Source organism: Microbacterium schleiferi (assembly GCF_038150145.1).
Taxonomy (GTDB): Bacteria; Actinomycetota; Actinomycetes; order Actinomycetales; family Microbacteriaceae; genus Microbacterium; species Microbacterium schleiferi_B.
This window is the reverse complement of sequence record NZ_JBBWSA010000004.1, coordinates 239,683-257,154: the sequence shown is the minus strand read 5'-3', so window position 1 is coordinate 257,154 and position 17,472 is coordinate 239,683. Positions and strand designations below refer to the sequence as shown.

Here is a 17,472-nt window from a genome sequence, read left to right as displayed (position 1 = left end):
CGCGGCGCGGCGATAGCGTGGAGCAATGGTCAACTATCGCTATCTCGGCAACAGCGGCTTCAAAGTCACAGAGATCACCTACGGCAACTGGATCACCCACGGCTCGCAGGTCGAAAACGACGCAGCCATCGCGACAGTTCACCGAGCACTGGACCTCGGCATCACGAGCTTCGACACCGCCGACGTGTACGCGAACACGGTCGCCGAGCAGGTTCTCGGCGAGGCGCTGAAGGGCCAGCGTCGGGAGTCGCTCGAGATCTTCACGAAGGTCTACTGGCCCGTCGGGCCGGGCGGCGCCAATGACTCGGGTCTGTCGCGCAAGCACATCATGGACGGCATCCACGGCTCGCTCGAGCGGCTCGGAACCGACTACGTCGACCTCTACCAGGCGCACCGGTACGACTACGAAACCCCGCTGGAAGAGACGATGCAGGCCTTTGCCGACATCGTCCGGCAGGGCAAGGCGCTCTACATCGGCGTGAGCGAGTGGACGGCCGAGCAGCTGCGCGCCGGGCACGCGCTGGCCAAGGGTCTCGGCATCCAGCTCGTTTCGAACCAGCCCCAGTACTCGGCGCTGTGGCGCGTCATCGAGGGGAAGGTCGTTCCGACCTCCGAGGAGCTCGGAATCTCGCAGATCGTCTGGTCGCCGATGGCGCAGGGCGTGCTCAGCGGCAAGTACCTGCCCGGTCAGCCGGCTCCCGCCGGTTCGCGGGCCACCGACGAGAAGAGCGGCGCGGGCTTCATCAAGCGGTTCATGACGGATGACGTGCTCAGCGCAGTGCAGAAGCTGCATCCGGTAGCCGAGCAGGCGGGTCTGACCCTGCCGCAGCTCGCGATCGCGTGGGTGCTTCAGAACCCCAACGTGTCGGCGGCTCTCGTCGGCGCCTCGCGTCCCGAGCAGCTCGACGACACCGTGAAGGCGTCAGGCGTGACGCTGGATGCCGACACGATGGTGGCGATCGATGACGCTCTCGGCTCGGTGGCCGAGACCGATCCGGCGCTCACCGAAGAGTCCTCGCCACCGTCCCGCCATAAGGGCGCGACGTCTGGCACCGTCCCGCCCGTGAGGGCGCGACGTCTGGCACCGTCCCGCCCATAAGGGCGCCACGGCTCAGGGGAAGGCGAGAACCTCGTCTCCCCAGCCGGTGCGCAACTCGTGATCGAGGTCGGGGACCACACGGTCCGCGGCCTCGATCACGAGCGTTGCGCGGGTATCGACATCGAATGCCGGCCACTCCACGGCGCCGTCGGCGTTCGGGGCCTCCCCCGTGGCGAACGCCGTCCATCGTTGCTGCATTCTCGCCGAGATCCGTTCGGCCTCATGGCGGCCGCCGAGTCGGAAGCTGATGTCGTGCGCGCGGCGGCCGAACGTGCCCCATACGTAGGGGAGCTCGGTCGCGTGCGTTGCGCCGATGCGCAGCAGGTGCAGCATCGGCGTCGCGTGGTCAAAGCGGTAGAGCCAGACCGGCGCGACGCGGGAATGGCCCTCGACGGCCCAGAGCGTCGGCATCCGGAATCCGATGTCACGGGCGATTCCCAGCCCGACCGCGTGGTGACGAACGCCCTCGTACGCTGAGAGCACCTGCGCCATCGACGGCAGGTCGATACCGGGGCGTTCGGTGCCGAGTTCGGCGAGCATCTGCTCGATCTGCTCCTCGCGGATGGGCATGAGCGGTGACTTCATCATCCGGAAGAGGGATGCCTCGTCCTTGTTTGTGCCGATCAACAGCGGTACCGGCAGACCACGCCCCTCGGCAAGGACTGTCGCCGGCGCCTCGGGCAGCAGGTCACCGTCGATCACCGGACCGAACGCGATCGTTCCCGGATGCTGTGCCGGGACTTCCGCGAACACCGTCATCCCGGCTTCGACGATCGTGTCGACCGGCAGTGTTCGCAGATCTGCCGGGGCGGGATTACCGACCGCCGCCAAGAACAGGTCGGTGACGGTCTCGGCCCGGGCCGCGTCGTAGACGCTCGAGACCGGCGAGGATTCGGCGATCGCGCGCGAGAAGAGCCCCGCAGCGCTCGGGACGGCGAGCAGCGTCGTCACGAGGCCCGCGCCCGCGGACTCGCCGAAGACGGTCACGCGCTCGGGGTCGCCCCCGAACGCTGCGATGTTCCGCTGCACCCAGCGCAACGCCAGCATGACGTCCTTCAGGGCGAGGTTTCCGTCGAAGGGATGCTCCGGGGTGGACTTGCTCGACAGATCGAGGAATCCGAGCGCGCCGATGCGGTAGTTGATCGTCACTACGACCACGCCGTGGCCCGCGAGGGCTTCGCCGTCATAGACCGGCTGGCTGCTGGAGCCGAACGTGTAAGCCCCGCCGTGCAGCCACACCATGACCGGAGCCGGAGCATCAACATCCGCCCCGCTCCAGACGTTCAGGAAGAGGCAGTCCTCGTCGAAGATCGGGTCCGGCCCGAGGTCCATGGCCGGATTCGCCTTCTGCGGTGCGGCGGGCCCGAAGCTTGTCACCTCGACCGTCACGCCGGCATCCAGCGGCTCGGCCGGAACAGGGTCGCGCCAGCGGGCGTCGCCGGTCGGGGCCTGGGCATAGCGGATGCCGCGCCAGACGCGGATGCCGCCTGCAAGCTCCTCTCCGGCGAAGCGCCCGGCGGGTGCGGCTGCAACAGGGGTCTCGTCCATGGGGGCCTTCCGGGTCTGGTGAGAGGGCGGCGTCGCGAGACAGCGTAGACGGTGGCGCTATGCGGCCGGGTTTCGGTGCAGTTCGTGCGCCCGGATCATGCTGCTGACACAATCGGGACATGCCGATCTGGCTTGCTGTCCTTCTGCTCACTGCCGCCTTCGCTGCGCTGTCCGCATGGGTCAGCAGGCGACTCCTCGACGCCCAGATCGGATGGGTTCGCGCTCTCGTGACCTCCGCCGTGGTGTTCCTTGGCTCACTTCCGCTGACAGCGTGGGTGTTCGAGCAGGCCGACGTCATCGACGGTGATCGCGTCGTCGTCGAAAGCCCGATCGTGGTGGCCTTCGTCGCCCTCGTACTCGGCTGGATCTTCGCCGTCGTCGTCGTCATCCTCGTCACCCTGGAGTTCCTCTGGCCCAGTCGCCCGCTCGGAAATCCGGTGACGATCGTCCGGGAGGCGTTCCGTCGCCGCGATCGCGCCCGCCGATACGCGCAGATCGTTGCCATCGCCTCCCGGCACGGCCTGGGAATGTACCGCGGCCGATCGGATGCCGCGCGAGACGCGTTGCCCCAGGCGCTGGTGGCGGCCCTGGCCGAGGCCGGCGTCACCTTCGTCAAACTCGGCCAGGTGCTCTCGACGCGCGAGGACGTGCTGCCGCGAGACCTCATCGAAGCGCTCTCGACGCTGCAGATGGACTCGACCCCGATTCCCTGGCCGGAGGCCGAAGCGGCGATCCGTGCCGAACTCAGGCGGCCGATCACCGAGGTGTTCGCAGAGATCGAGTCGGAGCCGATGGCTGCGGCATCCGTCGCCCAGGTGCACGCCGCGACGCTGGTGTCGGGCGAGCGCGTCGTCGTGAAGATCCAGCGGCCCTCCGCACGCGCCCAAGTCACCACCGATCTCGACATCCTCGAGCGCCTCGCGCGTGATGCCGAACGTCGCACTGCGTGGGCAGCCGACTATGGTGCCGTCGCCCTTGTCGCCGAGTTCTCGCGCGCACTCACCGAGGAGCTCGACTATCGCATCGAGGTGGCCAACGCCGAGATGCTGCGGGGCGCCATCGCGAAGACGCACGCGATGCCGTTGCGGGTTCCCCGGGTCTTTCCGGATCTGTGCACCCAGCGAATGATCGTGCAAGAGCGCATCGAGGGGGTGCCCTTCGGCAAGCTCCCCGAGGGAGCGGTGGAGCCGGGCGCAGCCCGCGCGCTCGCCGACGGGGTCCTGGATGCCGTGTTCGAGCAGATCGCCGTGCGCGGGGTCTTCCACGCCGACCTGCATCCGGGAAACCTGATCCTCTGCGATGACGGAGAGGTAGCCCTGATCGATTTCGGCGCCGTGGGCATACTGGAGGCCAGTATGCGGCGCCTTCTTGTGCCGCTGCTGACAGCGATCGCCGCCGACGATGATCAGGCCGCCACCGATATCGTGCTGCTGCTGTGCGAACCCGACCCGGCGGGCGCCGATCAGGCAGCGCTGCAGCGTGATGTCGGAGCGATCATCACTCGGGTTCGCAACGCCCCCGCGGGCGAGGATGTCTTCCGGCTTCTGCTCGACACCCTCCGCCACCACCGACTGGCGATGCCCCCGTCTCTGCTGCTGGTATTCCGGACTCTCGGCTCGCTCGAGGGGAGCCTCCGCCGGGTGTATCCGGGGTACGACATGGTCGGTCAGGCGCTTGCGCGGGCACCGCACTTCGCCCGCAGCATGCTGTCGCTGCGTACCGCAGCGCTGTCGGCGCAGACGCAGCTCGTGCTCGCTCTGGAGCAGGTGCGCCGCGTGCCGCGGCGCCTGGAGAACATTTCGCGCTCTCTCGAACAGGGCACCTTCTCGGTGCGCCTTCGCTCGTTCGAGGGTGCGGGTGAGCGGCGATGGATCGAGGGAATGCTCGGCCAGGTGACGAGCACGCTCGTCGGTGTGACTCTGCTGGCCACGGGCATCGCCCTGGCGATTTCCTCGGGCGGACCGCAACTGACCGAGGACGTTCCCCTGTTCCCGTTCCTTGGCAGTGTCGTCGGCCTGGGCGGTCTGCTGCTGCTCGTGCGGAGCCTTCGCGCGGCGCTGCGGCGCCGAGACGGCGCCGGCTGATGCCGGTAACGAGCGCCGGCTTGCTGGTGTATCGCCTCGTAGTGTCCGCGTCGGGTGGCTCGAGCGCGCTCGAGGTACTCATCGCCCACATGGGTGGACCGTTCTGGCAGCGCAAGGATGCCGGAGCCTGGACGATCCCCAAGGGCGAATATGACCCGGCGGAGGAGTCCCCACTTCAGGCCGCGCGGCGCGAGTTCCGTGAGGAGCTCGGGATCGATCCGCCGGATGGCCCTGTGGTCGAGCTCGGGTCTTTCGCGGCATCACGCAAGACGGTCAGCGTCTTCGCCATTGAGGACACCGGGCTCGATATCTCGCGCCCGGTCTTCGGGGAGTTCGAGCTCGAGTGGCCGCCGCGATCGGGGAGGACGGTGAGCTTTCCCGAGGTCGATCGTGTCGAGTGGATGCAACCTGCCGTTGCCGCCGAGAAGCTCACCGCGTCACAGCGACCGGTGATTGCTGCACTTGCTGCAGCGCTCGGTGCTCACGGCGTCAGTTGACCGGGTCCGGCGGTGCTGAGTCGACGAAGACGCCGACGCGGTCGCCCTCCAGGACGAACTGCAGCGAGGACCCTTCTCCGAAGCGTTCCAGAGCCTCGGCCGGCGAACCCGCATGGATCTGTAGTGACGCGGTCGGCGGGAAAGTCCCGGCGCCGCATCCGTAGTACGTCGGCCCGTTCGGAAAGCCCGACTCGTCGTCAACGTCCTCAGTTCTGAAGGCGACAAGGCACTCGCTGTCGACGCCGTCGCTCGAGTTCGTGGCCGTGATCAGCGTGTAGCCCGCGAACTGGAATCCCACCGGGGGTGTGTCGGTGTTCCCAAACGGCGGGGCTGTGGCTGACGGGTCGGGATCGAGCGCCGCAATCTGTCGCGCTCCCGAGCCCTCGGAGATCACCGGAATCGAGGCGAGGCCCCAGGTGACGGATGCGGCGAGCGTCGCTACCGCCATCACCGAAATGAGCCAGAAGGCGCGCGCGAGCGGGGGCACGCGGGTGAGCGGCGACCAAGCCGCGCGGGCACCTGATTCGCTGGCCCGTTCGGTGCTGCGGGGGACTGCCGTGCCCGCGGACTCCTGATCGCCGGTGCCGGCCGCCGCTGCCGCGGACGATGGGGCACCCCCTTCGGTGCTGGATGCCACTGACGACGTACCTGGGACCGCACCGCTGCGCTCCGGCCCTCGCTGCTCGCTGCGCAGCTGCGCTTCGAGTTCCTGCAGTCGGTCGTAGGCGACCGGGTCGCGCAGGATGTCGGCGTCGGGACCGTAGGCTCGCGCGCGCAACGCTTGCAGCTCAGCGGCGGCATCGTCGTTCATCGCTTCATGCTCGCATGACCCGTGCTCGCTGACGGTGTCGCCCGCGTCCGGAAGCTAGGCCGCGGTCGCGCCGCCGTCCCAGAAGACACCGATCCGGTCGTCCTGCAGAACGAACTGCAGTGCGCCGCCCTCGGGGAATTGCGCGCGCAAGCGCTCCGGCGCTGTGTCATCCAAGGGAACTTCGATCGTCGCGGGGAAGGCCCCGGCCCGGCATCCGTAGTAGAACGGCCCGTTCACGCCTTGACCATCGGCAGTCAGGTCGTCTTCGTCCAGCCCGATAAGACACTCGCTCTCCCCGTTCGGGCTCATGGCCGACGATTGCGCCATCAGAAGCCCGTAGTACTCGTAGGCGATGGCCTGCTCCGACGTCGTGCCGAAGAATCCCTCGGGTATCGCAACGTCGTCATCGATCTCGAGAGTGGCTACCTGACGGCTCGCGCTTGTCTGCGAGATCATGGGAAGAGACGCGAGTCCCCAGACGATGGATGCCGTCAACGCAATCGCCGCTGCGATCGACACGGCGACGATGGCGGTCGCGACAGGTGGCAGCCGCGAGGTCAGCATGCGCACCAGTGCCCACAGGCGGCGTGTCGCCGGGTCGTCTGCGGCTTCGGCGTCGAGGTCTGCGGCGGGCGCATCGGGCGATTGTGCCTCGGCGGCTGGGCCTGGCTCGCGGCCCGTTCCGGATGCGCTGGACGCCGTAGCCACCGGAGGCCGCTCTGCCTCGCGCTCCGCTCGAAGCTGTGCTTCAAGTTCCATCAGGCGCGAGCTGGCGGCGGGGTCCTCGAGCAGGTCGGCGTCGGGGCCGTATGCCCGGGCGCGGAGCCTCCGCAGTTCGGCAGCCGATGCGTCATCCATTGCCTCATCGTCGCACGGTGTGCATTGCAGGTTCGGCGTGACGAACGCCCTTGTCAGTGCCCCGCGCGACGATCAGACTTGCACCGTCGGGTGAGTCCCGGCTGCTCAGCACTCATCGAGGAGAACGACATGGCACACGGTGACATCACGCACATCGACATTCCGGTCGCCGACATGGCGGCAGCGACAGCGTTCTACGAACGGCTCTTCGGGTGGCAGATCCGAGAGGCTCCCGGTTTCGAGGGCTACCCGATGTGGCAGGCGCCGAACCAGATCAGCGGTGGGGGCCTCGCCCCACGCAGTGAGGGCTTCACGCAGCCGCGGTCCTACGTCGAGGTGGATTCGATCGACGAGACTGTCGCGTCGGCGACGGATGCCGGTGGCGCCGTCTTGATGTCGAAGCAGCCGATCGATGACACGAGCTGGTGGGCGGTCATCAGCGACCCCGACGGGAATGTCATCGGCCTGTACGAGGGCTCGCCGGGAACGGACGGCTCCTAGCGAACCGTCGCTCTTTGTATACCTAGAGCTATCACAGGAACCAGTATTGATAGCTGGATAGCTTTTGTGTATACATGGAGGCGGGGAAGGGAGAGTCGATGCGAGCGAGCGATCGTGCGTACCGGACGCTCCTGACCGAGATCCAAGACGGCCTCCTACCCGCGGGTGCCGTGCTCGGCGAAGTCGAGCAGGCGGCCCGCCTCGGTGTGAGCCGTACGCCACTGCGTGAGGCGCTCGCGCGCCTGGCTGCAGACGGGCTCGTCGTGCAACAGTCGCCGAGGGTCACTGTCGTGTCGGACGTCGATGCTGATGACATCCGTGCCCTGTTCGAGTTCCGCCGGGCGCTCGAAGAAGCTGCTGCGCGCCTCGCGGCGACCCGGGCAGACCCGGCCGAGTTCGCGGAACTTGCCGCGGAGTTCGACAGGACGTCACTGCGCGGTGAAGGCCGCGAGCACTACTACGACCTGATCGCGCGGTTCGATGCCGCCCTCGACGATGCCGTCGACAACATCTACCTGAGCTCGGCGCTTCGTACGATCCGCACCCACCTCGTGCGCGTTCGCCGCCTCGCCCGCGAGAATCCCGCACGGCTCTCCGCATCCGTCGGCGAACATGCGCTGATCGCGCACGCGATCGCCGCGAAGGATGCCGACCTCGCCGCGCACGCGACCCACGTGCATCTGCACAACGCCCTGACCAACATCCTCGCCTCCCTGGCTGAGGCCCGCACCGAACCCGGAGCAGCATGACAATCACGCACCACGTCCGTGTCCACCGCAGCGACGAGAACCTTGCCCGCGAGGGACAACTCGCCTGGCACATCGCGGAGGTTGCCGCCGACCCGGTAGCGGTCGAACCCGAGGTCGTCGACATGATCATCAACCGCGTGATCGACAACGCCGCGGTTGCGGCGGCATCCCTCACTCGCCGACCGGTGAGTGCTGCACGACAGCAGGCGCTCGACCACGCGGTGTCGGTCAGCGGTGCCGGATCGACGGTCTTCGGCTGCGCGAACGAGCGTCGCACGAGTCCGGAGTGGGCGGCGTGGGCAAACGGAGTCGCGGTGCGTGAGCTCGACTACCACGACACGTTCCTGGCTGCCGAGTACTCTCACCCGGGTGACAACATCCCGCCGATCCTGGCCGTCGCCCAGCACGTCGGGGCCGATGGTGCCGCGGTGGTGCGGGGTCTCGCGACGGGCTACGAGATCCAGATGGACCTCGTGCGCGCGATCTCGCTACACAAGCACAAGATCGACCACGTCGCACACCTCGGTCCGTCGGCAGCTGCCGGCATCGGCACCCTCCTGGGCCTGTCCGTCGAGACGATCTACCAGGCCGTCGGGCAGGCCCTGCACACGACCACCGCGACCCGCCAGTCCCGCAAGGGCGAGATCTCGACGTGGAAGGCCCACGCCCCTGCCTTCGCCGGCAAGATGGCAGTCGAAGCCGTGGACCGGGCGATGCGCGGTGAGACGAGCCCCAGCCCCATCTATGAGGGCGAGGACGGCGTGATCGCCTGGCTGCTCGATGGCAAGGATGCCGCCTACGAGGTGCCGCTTCCGGCGCCGGGCGAGTCCAAGCGGGCGATCCTCGACTCCTACACGAAGGAGCACTCGGCCGAGTACCAGGCGCAGGCGTGGATCGACTTGGCCCGCAAGCTCGGTACCGAGCGCCCCGAGCTGCGCGACCCCGCCAACATCGCGAGCATCGTGCTGCACACGAGCCACCACACGCACTACGTCATCGGCTCGGGGGCGAACGACCCGCAGAAGTACGACCCGCAGGCATCTCGCGAGACCCTCGATCACTCGATCCCGTACATTTTCGCGGTCGCGTTGCAGGACGGCGCGTGGCATCACGTCGACTCGTATCTTCCCGAACGTGCCGCACGGCCCGACACGGTGGAGCTCTGGCGCAAGATCACGACGGCCGAGGATGCCGAGTGGACGCGCCGCTACCACTCCGAGGACCCCGACGAGAAGGCCTTCGGGGGTCGCGTGGAGATCGTTATGGCCGACGGTTCCACCGTTGTCGACGAGATCGCTGTTGCCGACGCGCACCCGTTGGGCGCGCGGCCGTTCGCTCGCGAGGACTACGTTCGCAAGTTCCGGCTGCTTGCCGAGCCCGTGCTCGCTCCCGAAGAGATCGAACGGTTCCTCGACCTCGCCCAGCGCCTCCCTGAGCTCTCGGCAGACGAGGTCGGGCAGCTCAACATCGTCGCGAGAATCGGTGTTCTCGCCTCGGCGCCCGCGCCCAAGGGGCTCTTCTGATGCTCTACAGCCAGACATCCGCGGCCGAGAAGCGAAGGCTGTTTCGGGAGCGCCTTGCGTCGGGAGAGCTGTTGCGATTCCCGGGAGCCTTCAACCCGCTGTCGGCGCGCCTGATCGAGCGCAAGGGCTTCGAGGGGGTCTACATCTCCGGTGCCGTCCTTGCGGCCGACCTCGGGCTCCCCGACATCGGCCTGACGACCCTCACCGAGGTCGCGGGCCGCGGGCAGCAGATCGCCCGGATGACCGAGCTTCCGGCGATCATCGACGCCGACACCGGGTTCGGCGAGCCGATGAACGTGGCACGCACCATTCAGACCCTCGAAGACGCAGGCCTTGCGGGCACCCACATCGAGGATCAGATCAACCCCAAGCGGTGCGGTCACCTCGACGGGAAGGCCGTCGTCGATGCTGACACCGCGGTCAAACGCATCCGTGCCGCCGTCGACGCGCGTCGGGACGAGAACTTCCTCATCATGGCTCGCACCGACATCCGTGCCATCGAGGGACTGGATGCCGCGATCGACCGCGCGAAGGCGCTGGTGGATGCCGGTGCCGACGCGATCTTCCCCGAGGCGATGCGTGATCTCGGCGAGTTCGAGCGGATGCGTGCGGCGCTGGATGTGCCGGTGCTCGCGAACATGACCGAGTTCGGGAAGAGCGAGCTGTTCTCGACGGCGCAGTTGCGCTCGGCCGGGATCAACATTGTGATCTGGCCGGTCTCGCTGCTGCGGATCGCCATGGGCTCCGCGGGGCGTGCGCTCGATGAGTTGGAGACGAAGGGGCACCTGCGCGACAGGCTCGACGAGATGCAGCACCGCGCCGACCTCTACGACCTGATCGATTACGAGCAGTACAACCACTTCGACTCGAGCATCTTCAACTTCACTGTCTCTGCACCCATCACGAAGGAGTGAGCATGGCCGACACCGACATCAAGAAGGGGCTTGCCGGCGTCGTCGTTGACTACACGGCAGTCAGCAAGGTCAACCCCGACAGCAACAGCCTGCTCTACCGCGGATACCCGGTTCAGGAGCTCGCCGCCACACAGCCTGTCGAAGCCGTCGCGCACCTGCTGTGGACCGGCGAGCTGCCCTCAGACGAGCAGCTTGCCACTCTGCGCAAGACGGAGCGCGAGAACCGCGCACTGCAGCCCGACGTGAGGGCCGCGATCGATCTCATCCCGCTCGATGCTCATCCGATGGATGAGGTGCGCACAGCCGTCAGTGTCATCGGGGCGCGTGAGACCCGCGGCATCGTGAATGTCATGGACGCGGTGGGCACTCCGCAGCAGAACCTCGAGCGCAGCATCCGTCTCTTCGGCGAACTTCCGGCGATCGTCGCCTACGGGCAGCGGCGCCGCCACGGGCTCGAGCCGGTCGAAGCTCGCGACGATCTGGACTACGCCGCGAACTTCCTCTGGCTGACTTTCGGTGAAGAAGCGGACGAGGTCGTCGTCGAAGCGTTCAACCGCTCGATGATCCTGTACGCCGAGCACTCATTCAATGCGTCGACATTCACTGCCCGCGTCATCACCTCGACCCTCAGCGACCTTTACTCCGCAGTGGTAGGTGCGATCGGCGCGTTGAAGGGACCCCTGCACGGTGGCGCGAACGAGGCAGTGCTGCACATCTTCGACGAGATCGGCTCGGCCGAGAACGTGTCAGCGTGGCTCGACACGGCTCTCGCCGAGAAGCGCAAGATCATGGGCTTCGGGCATCGCGTGTACAAGCGCGGTGACTCGCGCGTTCCCACCATGAAGGCGGCGCTCGACACCCTTGTCGCCCACTACGACCGCCCGGATGTCGCAGCCCTCTACGACGCCCTCGAATCGGAGTTCGTGGCGCGTAAGGGCATCTACCCGAACCTCGACTACCCGTCGGGTCCGGCCTACAGCCTGATCGGCTTCGACACGCTGACCTTCACGCCGCTGTTCGTCGCTGCCCGCGTTGTGGGCTGGACCTCACACATCATGGAGCAGCAGGCCTCGAACGCGCTCATCCGGCCGCTGTCGGCCTACAACGGCCCCGATGAGCGCCACATCGAGGGCTACGTGCCCGACACCTCCGCGATCAACGTGCAAGAGCGCCCGGAGGAGGCCACCGAGTGACCACCGCCGTCATCGTCGACGTCGTCCGGACGCCCTCCGGTCGGGGCAAGCCCGGAGGCGCGCTCTCCGGTGTGCATCCCGTCGACCTCGCAGCCGGCACGCTGACCGCGATCCTCGAGCGCAACGGGCTCGAGTCGCGCCAGATCGATGACGTCCTGATGGGGTGCGTCAGTCAGGTCGGCGACCAGGCCGCCAACATCGCTCGTCAGGCTGTTCTTGCGGCGGGCTTCGACGAGTCGGTGCCGGCCGCGACGATCGACCGGCAGTGCGGCTCGAGCCAGCAGGCTGTGCACTTCGCGGCCCACGGGATCATTGCCGGTGCCTATGACGTCGTGATCGCGGCGGGCGTCGAGTCCATGAGTCGCGTTCCGCTGGGATCGGCTGGTGCCGGCGGTGCGGATGCCGACGGCATCCGTCGCCGCTACCCTGAGGGCCTCGTGAACCAGGGCGTCTCCGCGGAACTTATCGCGGCGCGGTGGGGCCTCGGACGAGATGAGCTCGACGCGTATGCTGCCCAGTCGCACCGACGGGCCGCCGAAGCCGCGGCGGCAGGCCGTTTCGCGGCCGACGTGCTGCCGGTCGTCACGCCGGGCGGGCTCGTGGACGCCGACGAGACGATTCGAGCCGGCACGTCCGCCGAACAGCTGGCGAGCCTTGCGCCGGCGTTCCGCACACCGGAACTCGCCGAGCGCTTTCCCGACGTCGACTGGCGGATCACCGCGGGAAACTCGTCGCCGCTGACGGATGCCGCCTCAGCAGCGCTCATTATGAGTGAGGAACGCGCGAATGCGCTGGGCCTGACGCCTCGCGCCCGCTTCCACGCCTTTGCCGTGGTCGGCGATGACCCGATCATGATGCTCACCGCACCGATCCCGGCAACCCGGAGGATCCTCGACCGGGCAGGGCTCACGATCGATGACCTCGACGCCTACGAGGTGAACGAGGCTTTCGCGTCAGTACCACTTGCGTGGCAGCGGGAACTCGGCGCCGATCCCGACAAACTCAACCCGTGGGGCGGCGCGATCGCGCTCGGGCATGCGGTCGGCGCATCCGGAACCCGCCTGCTCGGGACCCTCCTGGCTTCGCTCGAACACAGCGGCGGACGCTACGGACTGCAGACGATGTGCGAAGGCGGCGGGATGGCGAACGCCACCATCATCGAGCGGCTGTAGCCAACCGACAATCGGTTGGCGACACCGCCTGTGGATTCGGCAGGATCGATCCGGACGGCACGCCCCAGCGACACCGAAGAAGGAGAGCGAACGTGACCGAGAACACCGGTGATTTCCAGACGATCTTGGTCGACACGCGCGGTCGCGTGGGCTGGATCCAGCTGAACAGGCCCGAGGCGCTCAATGCGCTGAACTCGACCCTCGCCACCGAGCTTGGCGCGGCAGTGGCAGCTCTCGATGCCGACGAGCAGATCGGATGCATCGTGCTGACCGGTTCGGAGCGCGCCTTCGCCGCGGGAGCCGACATTAAGGAGATGGCCGACAAGACGGTGCGCGACATGACAGTCGACAGCCCCTTTGTCGGCCTCGAGGCCCTTGGCCGGGCCCGCACACCGATCGTCGCCGCCGTTTCGGGCTTCGCACTCGGAGGCGGGTGCGAGCTCGCGATGAGTTGCGACATCATCCTCGCCGCCGACACCGCGAAGTTCGGGCAGCCGGAGATCACCCTGGGAGTCATTCCGGGCCTGGGCGGCACGCAGCGCCTGACCCGCGCGATCGGCTACTACAAGGCCGCCGAGCTTGTCCTGACGGGGCGCATGATGGATGCCGTCGAGGCCGAGCGCGCGGGCCTCGTATCCCGAGTGGTTGCGGCCGCAGATCTTGCCGACGAGGCGATGGCGGTCGCCGAGTCGATCGCCGCGAAGTCACTGCCCGTGGCCTACGCGGCCAAGGAAGCCCTGCGCGCCTCACAGGAGAGCGGACTTGCCGAGGGGCTGAGGTTCGAACGGCAGGCGTTTGCCGCACTGTTCGCCCTCGACGACCAGAAGGAAGGGATGGCCGCTTTCCGCGAGAAGCGCGCCCCCCGATTCACCGGCCGGTGACCGATTCACCCGCACGGATTCGCCCTGGGCTGGCGCGACCATAGACTCGATGCAAGAAGGAGGAGCGCGATGAGGATTCTCGTCCTGGTGAAAGAGGTCCCCGACACGTGGGGGGATCGAGTACTGAATCTCGAGACGGGACTGGCCGATCGAGGCGCAAGCGATGCCGTCATCGACGAGATCGGTGAGCGCTCGCTCGAGGTCGCGCTCTCGTACGCGGACGCCAACCCCGGCACCGAGGTCGTCGTCGTGATGATGGCGCCGGAGTCGGCAACCGGATCGGTGCGCAAGGCGCTCGCCATGGGGGCAGCATCCGCCGTGCACGTCGTCGATGACGCGCTGCTGGGTGCCGATCTGGGGCTCACCGCACAGACCCTGGCCGCCGCGATCTCACGGGCCGGGTTCGACCTCGTGATCACGGGAAACCAGTCCACCGACGGATCGGGTGGGGTCATGGCGGCGATGCTCGCCGAACTGCTGGATGTGCCGAGCATCACGAGCATGAACTCCGTGACCATCACCGAATCTGAGGTCTCGGGTGAGCGGTCGGTCGACGGTGGGTCGATGACGGCATCCGCTGCTCTTCCCGCCGTGATCTCGATCACCGAACGGCTGCCCGATGCGCGGTTCCCGAACTTCAAGGGGATCATGGCGGCCAAGAAGAAGCCGGTCGACACGGTCTCGCTCGCTGACCTCGGCGTCACCGCCGATGACCCGGATGCTGCTCGCTCGATCATGATCGCGGTGGCGCAGAAGCCGCCGCGGGCGGCGGGCGTGAAGGTCGTCGACGAGGGCGATGCGGGCGTGAAGCTCGCCGAGTTCCTGATCTCGAACCGGTTGGTCTAAGGGGCAGATGATGGTGGATATTGCAGCTGATGCTGTTCTGGTCGTTCTCGATGTCACGCCCGGCGGCGCGCTCGCCGCAAGCGCCGCGGGCCTGCTGGGTGCTGCGGCCGGCGTGGGAACCCCCGTCGCGCTGATCGTCGGCGAGCACGCCGAGACCCTCGCGCCCACGGCCGCTGAACTCGGCGCCGCGCTGGTGCTCACCGCCACGCCAGAGGGCCAGGGGGCGGCGCTGGGTGTGCCGGCGACCGATGCGGTGGCTGCCGCCGCGGCGCTCGTGAATCCTGACGCCGTGCTGCTGTCGCACTCGATCGAGTCGCGCGAGACCGCGGGCCGGTACGCTGCCCGGTCTCGTTCGGCGCTCTGCGTGGATGCTGTCGGCGTGACCCGCGACGACGAGGGAATCGTGGCGCACCACTCCGTGTATGGCGGCGCTTACAACGTCGAGGCAGCGGCTACCTTCGGTGCTCCCGTCATCACGGTGCGCCAGGGCTCGATCGATGCGCGAGCGGAGGCTCAGCCGCTTGTCGCCGAGAAGCTCGAGGTGGCGGCATCCGGGCGCAAGGCCGCGACCATCGGGTCTGTCGAAGAGGTCGTGGTGACCTCGGCGCGGCCTGAGCTGCGTGGCGCCGCCAAGGTCGTCTCGGGCGGGCGTGGCCTCGGCTCGGAGGAGAAGTTCGCCCTCGTCGAGGAACTCGCCGATGTGCTCGGCGCCGCCGTCGGTGCATCGCGTGCTGCGGTCGACGCCGGCTACATCGCCCAGTCCGCGCAGGTCGGTCAGACCGGTGTCTCGGTTGCTCCGCAGCTGTATGTCGCGCTCGGCATCTCCGGAGCGATCCAGCACAAGGCCGGCATGCAGACGGCCAAGACGATCGTCGCGATCAACAAGGATGCCGACGCCCCGATCTTCGAGATCGCCGATTTCGGCGTCGTCGGAGACCTCTTCACCGTCGTGCCGCAGTTGATCGAGACGCTGCAGGCGAAGAAGGCCTGACCCCATGGCGACCTACGCGCGCACCCTGCGGCGCGGGCTGCCCCGCATCCCGGGCGGCGACCCCTGGCCGCCCGCCGGTGAGACGCCCGGCGGGGCGGCCGCGGAGTCCGCGGAAGCCCCCGCACCCTCCGCGGCCACGCCGGCTGCGGCATCCGTGCCTGCCGGCGGCTCACACGAGAGCGGCAGTTCTGCGCAGGAGCTGCGGAAAGATGCGCCGCAGTCGCACGAAACTGCCGCACCCGCAGGGGTCGCCGCAGCGACGGATGCCGCCACAGTCGCGCCGGCTTCACGGGCTGTGCGCCGGGGTCTGCCCCGCGTCCCCGGCGGCGAGCCGTGGCCGCCGGCCGCGCCGTCCCCCGAGCGCGGCACTTCTGTGCAAGCGCTGCGGGAAGATGCACAGCAGTCGCACGAAACTGCAGCACACACGGGAGTGACCGCCACGGCGGTGACGGATGCGGCATCCGGCGTTCCCGAGTCTCGCTTGCCGCAACACGCCGCGTCGGCGACGGACGAAGCGCGGTTTGCGGCAAACGAAGGTGCCGCGCGCCCGGTGCGCCGAGGCCTCCCTCGCGTTCCCGGCGGCGAGCCGTGGCCGACCGCCGAGATGGTCGCGGCGATTGCAGCATCCAGCGCCGAGGCTCGGTTGCCCGAAAACGCCGGCTCCGACGACGACGCACGGCGTGTTGCGGCAAGCGAAGCGCACCCGGATGCCGCCCCTGCCGAGACCTCAGTGGTCAGTGCTCCGGCACATGACGTCAGCGTGCCGCTCCCGTTCACGCCGACGGTCTGGGAGGGGGCATCAGCCCGCACGCGCCCCGCGCCGCGGCCAGAGCCCGCCCGCGTCGGCCCGTTCACACGGGCGCAGTGGGCAGGCGCCGTCATCGTGGGGGGCCTCGGGCTGCTCTTCGCTGCGGGCATGGCGGTGCTTGCGGTGCGCTGGCTGCTCTCGCTTGATGGGATGCAGGACTTCCTTACGACCTACCCCGGCGAGTACCACCTGCCCGAGGGAGCTCCCGTGGGCTTCCCGGCGTGGCTCGGATGGCAGCACTTCTTCAACGTGTTCCTGATGGTGCTGATCATCCGGTCCGGCCTCACCATCCGCACCGAGAAGCGCCCGAGCGTGTTCTGGGCGCCGCGGAACAAGCCCAAGGGCAAGGTCAGCCTGACGATCTGGTTCCACCAAGCCCTCGACATCCTGTGGATCGTGAACGGCCTCATCTTCGTGGTGCTGCTGTTCGTGACCGGACAGTGGATGCGGATCGTTCCCACAAGCTGGGAAGTGTTCCCCAATGCCCTGTCGGCGGCGCTGCAGTACGTGTCGCTGGATTGGCCGACCGAGAACGGATGGGTCAACTACAACTCGCTGCAGCAGCTCGCATACTTCACGACGGTGTTCATCGCGGCTCCGCTGGCGATCATCACCGGCGTGCGGATGAGCGGGATCTGGCCGAAGAACGCGAAGGCGCTGAACCGGGCCTACCCGGTCGAGTGGGCACGCACGGTGCACTTCCCCGTGATGCTGTACTTCGTCGCGTTCATCATCGTCCACGTCATCCTGGTCTTTGCGACCGGGGCCCTGCGCAACCTCAACCACATGTACGCGGCCACCGACGCCGAGAACTGGGCCGGTTTCTGGCTGTTCGTCCTGTCGATGATCGTGATCGCGGCAGCGTGGGTTGCGGCGCGCCCGCTCGTACTGGCGCCGATCGCGCGCCTGTTCGGCACGGTGTCCAGCCGCTGACGGGGTCGGGTTCGGGCGGCATCCGTCAGGACCCGGCGAGCCCGGCCGGATGTCGGGGGTTATC

16 protein-coding genes are annotated in these 17,472 nt (G+C 68.0%); 13 read left to right on the top strand and 3 right to left on the bottom strand.

All coding sequences use genetic code 11. The annotated features are described in order from the left end of the window. Positions 1-25: 25 nt before the first annotated feature. Positions 26-1,099, top strand: coding sequence for an aldo/keto reductase family protein (locus tag AADH62_RS06310; protein WP_341578732.1), 1,074 nt, complete (start codon positions 26-28; stop codon positions 1,097-1,099). Positions 1,100-1,111: 12 nt separating this feature from the next. On the opposite strand, the gene AADH62_RS06305 is transcribed toward AADH62_RS06310, so the two are convergent. Continuing rightward, entirely contained in the window at positions 1,112-2,647 is a 1,536-nt protein-coding gene (locus AADH62_RS06305) for a carboxylesterase/lipase family protein (protein ID WP_341578731.1), read from the bottom strand. 119 nt (positions 2,648-2,766) lie between these two features. Here AADH62_RS06305 and AADH62_RS06300 point away from each other — a divergent pair, with 119 nt between their 5' ends. Beyond that, on the top strand, positions 2,767-4,731 hold the full coding sequence (locus AADH62_RS06300; protein ID WP_341578730.1) for an ABC1 kinase family protein: 1,965 nt from the start codon (positions 2,767-2,769) through the stop codon (positions 4,729-4,731). Beyond that, positions 4,731-5,228, top strand: a complete 498-nt coding sequence (locus AADH62_RS06295) for an NUDIX domain-containing protein (protein WP_341578729.1) — start codon at positions 4,731-4,733, stop codon at positions 5,226-5,228. The genes AADH62_RS06300 and AADH62_RS06295 overlap by 1 nt, the downstream gene beginning before the upstream one ends. Here AADH62_RS06295 and AADH62_RS06290 read toward each other — a convergent pair. Together AADH62_RS06290 and AADH62_RS06285 are read right to left on the bottom strand one after the other, a co-directional pair. Then, on the bottom strand, positions 5,221-6,039 hold the full coding sequence (locus AADH62_RS06290) for a hypothetical protein (RefSeq protein ID WP_341578728.1): 819 nt from the start codon (positions 6,037-6,039) through the stop codon (positions 5,221-5,223). The genes AADH62_RS06295 and AADH62_RS06290 overlap by 8 nt on opposite strands. A gap of 54 nt (positions 6,040-6,093) precedes the next feature. After that, positions 6,094-6,897: a hypothetical protein gene (locus tag AADH62_RS06285; protein WP_341578727.1), complete on the bottom strand. Its 804-nt coding sequence runs from the start codon at positions 6,895-6,897 to the stop codon at positions 6,094-6,096. A gap of 129 nt (positions 6,898-7,026) precedes the next feature. On the opposite strand from AADH62_RS06285, the gene AADH62_RS06280 reads away from it, so the two are divergent. The 10 genes from AADH62_RS06280 (at position 7,027) to AADH62_RS06235 (ending at position 17,408) form a co-directional block, all read left to right on the top strand. Continuing rightward, positions 7,027-7,398 (top strand): VOC family protein, encoded by a 372-nt coding sequence (locus AADH62_RS06280; protein ID WP_228178364.1) that lies wholly within the window; start codon positions 7,027-7,029, stop codon positions 7,396-7,398. A gap of 98 nt (positions 7,399-7,496) precedes the next feature. After that, positions 7,497-8,147, top strand: coding sequence for a GntR family transcriptional regulator (locus AADH62_RS06275; protein ID WP_341578726.1), 651 nt, complete (start codon positions 7,497-7,499; stop codon positions 8,145-8,147). Beyond that, positions 8,144-9,670: an MmgE/PrpD family protein gene (locus AADH62_RS06270; RefSeq protein WP_292726184.1), complete on the top strand. Its 1,527-nt coding sequence runs from the start codon at positions 8,144-8,146 to the stop codon at positions 9,668-9,670. The genes AADH62_RS06275 and AADH62_RS06270 overlap by 4 nt, the downstream gene beginning before the upstream one ends. Continuing rightward, complete coding sequence (gene prpB, locus AADH62_RS06265; RefSeq protein ID WP_292800902.1) at positions 9,670-10,584, top strand: methylisocitrate lyase; 915 nt, start codon at positions 9,670-9,672, stop codon at positions 10,582-10,584. Before AADH62_RS06270 ends, prpB begins: the two co-directional genes overlap by 1 nt. A 2-nt stretch (positions 10,585-10,586) precedes the next feature. Continuing rightward, a complete protein-coding gene (locus AADH62_RS06260) occupies positions 10,587-11,777 on the top strand; it encodes a bifunctional 2-methylcitrate synthase/citrate synthase (protein WP_341578725.1) in 1,191 nt (396 codons plus the stop codon). Next, complete coding sequence (locus AADH62_RS06255; RefSeq protein WP_228178369.1) at positions 11,774-12,949, top strand: thiolase family protein; 1,176 nt, start codon at positions 11,774-11,776, stop codon at positions 12,947-12,949. The genes AADH62_RS06260 and AADH62_RS06255 overlap by 4 nt, the downstream gene beginning before the upstream one ends. A 92-nt stretch (positions 12,950-13,041) precedes the next feature. Continuing rightward, complete coding sequence (locus AADH62_RS06250) at positions 13,042-13,830, top strand: enoyl-CoA hydratase-related protein (protein WP_292726178.1); 789 nt, start codon at positions 13,042-13,044, stop codon at positions 13,828-13,830. A gap of 69 nt (positions 13,831-13,899) precedes the next feature. Further along, a complete protein-coding gene (locus AADH62_RS06245) occupies positions 13,900-14,676 on the top strand; it encodes an electron transfer flavoprotein subunit beta/FixA family protein (RefSeq protein WP_292726176.1) in 777 nt (258 codons plus the stop codon). 10 nt (positions 14,677-14,686) lie between these two features. Continuing rightward, a complete protein-coding gene (locus AADH62_RS06240) occupies positions 14,687-15,667 on the top strand; it encodes an electron transfer flavoprotein subunit alpha/FixB family protein (RefSeq protein WP_341578724.1) in 981 nt (326 codons plus the stop codon). Positions 15,668-15,671: 4 nt separating this feature from the next. Beyond that, positions 15,672-17,408, top strand: coding sequence for a cytochrome b/b6 domain-containing protein (locus AADH62_RS06235; RefSeq protein WP_341578723.1), 1,737 nt, complete (start codon positions 15,672-15,674; stop codon positions 17,406-17,408). Positions 17,409-17,472: the final 64 nt, after the last annotated feature.

Coding starts and splice junctions, on each gene's coding strand:
- AADH62_RS06275 (WP_341578726.1), top strand. CDS start 7,497: ATGCGAGCGAGCGATCGTGCGTACCGGACGCTCCTGACCGAGATCCAA.
- prpB (WP_292800902.1), top strand. CDS start 9,670: ATGCTCTACAGCCAGACATCCGCGGCCGAGAAGCGAAGGCTGTTTCGG.
- AADH62_RS06270 (WP_292726184.1), top strand. CDS start 8,144: ATGACAATCACGCACCACGTCCGTGTCCACCGCAGCGACGAGAACCTT.
- AADH62_RS06285 (WP_341578727.1), bottom strand. CDS start 6,897: ATGGATGACGCATCGGCTGCCGAACTGCGGAGGCTCCGCGCCCGGGCA.
- AADH62_RS06290 (WP_341578728.1), bottom strand. CDS start 6,039: ATGAACGACGATGCCGCCGCTGAGCTGCAAGCGTTGCGCGCGCGAGCC.
- AADH62_RS06260 (WP_341578725.1), top strand. CDS start 10,587: ATGGCCGACACCGACATCAAGAAGGGGCTTGCCGGCGTCGTCGTTGAC.
- AADH62_RS06310 (WP_341578732.1), top strand. CDS start 26: ATGGTCAACTATCGCTATCTCGGCAACAGCGGCTTCAAAGTCACAGAG.
- AADH62_RS06245 (WP_292726176.1), top strand. CDS start 13,900: ATGAGGATTCTCGTCCTGGTGAAAGAGGTCCCCGACACGTGGGGGGAT.
- AADH62_RS06235 (WP_341578723.1), top strand. CDS start 15,672: ATGGCGACCTACGCGCGCACCCTGCGGCGCGGGCTGCCCCGCATCCCG.
- AADH62_RS06300 (WP_341578730.1), top strand. CDS start 2,767: ATGCCGATCTGGCTTGCTGTCCTTCTGCTCACTGCCGCCTTCGCTGCG.
- AADH62_RS06305 (WP_341578731.1), bottom strand. CDS start 2,647: ATGGACGAGACCCCTGTTGCAGCCGCACCCGCCGGGCGCTTCGCCGGA.
- AADH62_RS06240 (WP_341578724.1), top strand. CDS start 14,687: ATGGTGGATATTGCAGCTGATGCTGTTCTGGTCGTTCTCGATGTCACG.
- AADH62_RS06280 (WP_228178364.1), top strand. CDS start 7,027: ATGGCACACGGTGACATCACGCACATCGACATTCCGGTCGCCGACATG.
- AADH62_RS06295 (WP_341578729.1), top strand. CDS start 4,731: ATGCCGGTAACGAGCGCCGGCTTGCTGGTGTATCGCCTCGTAGTGTCC.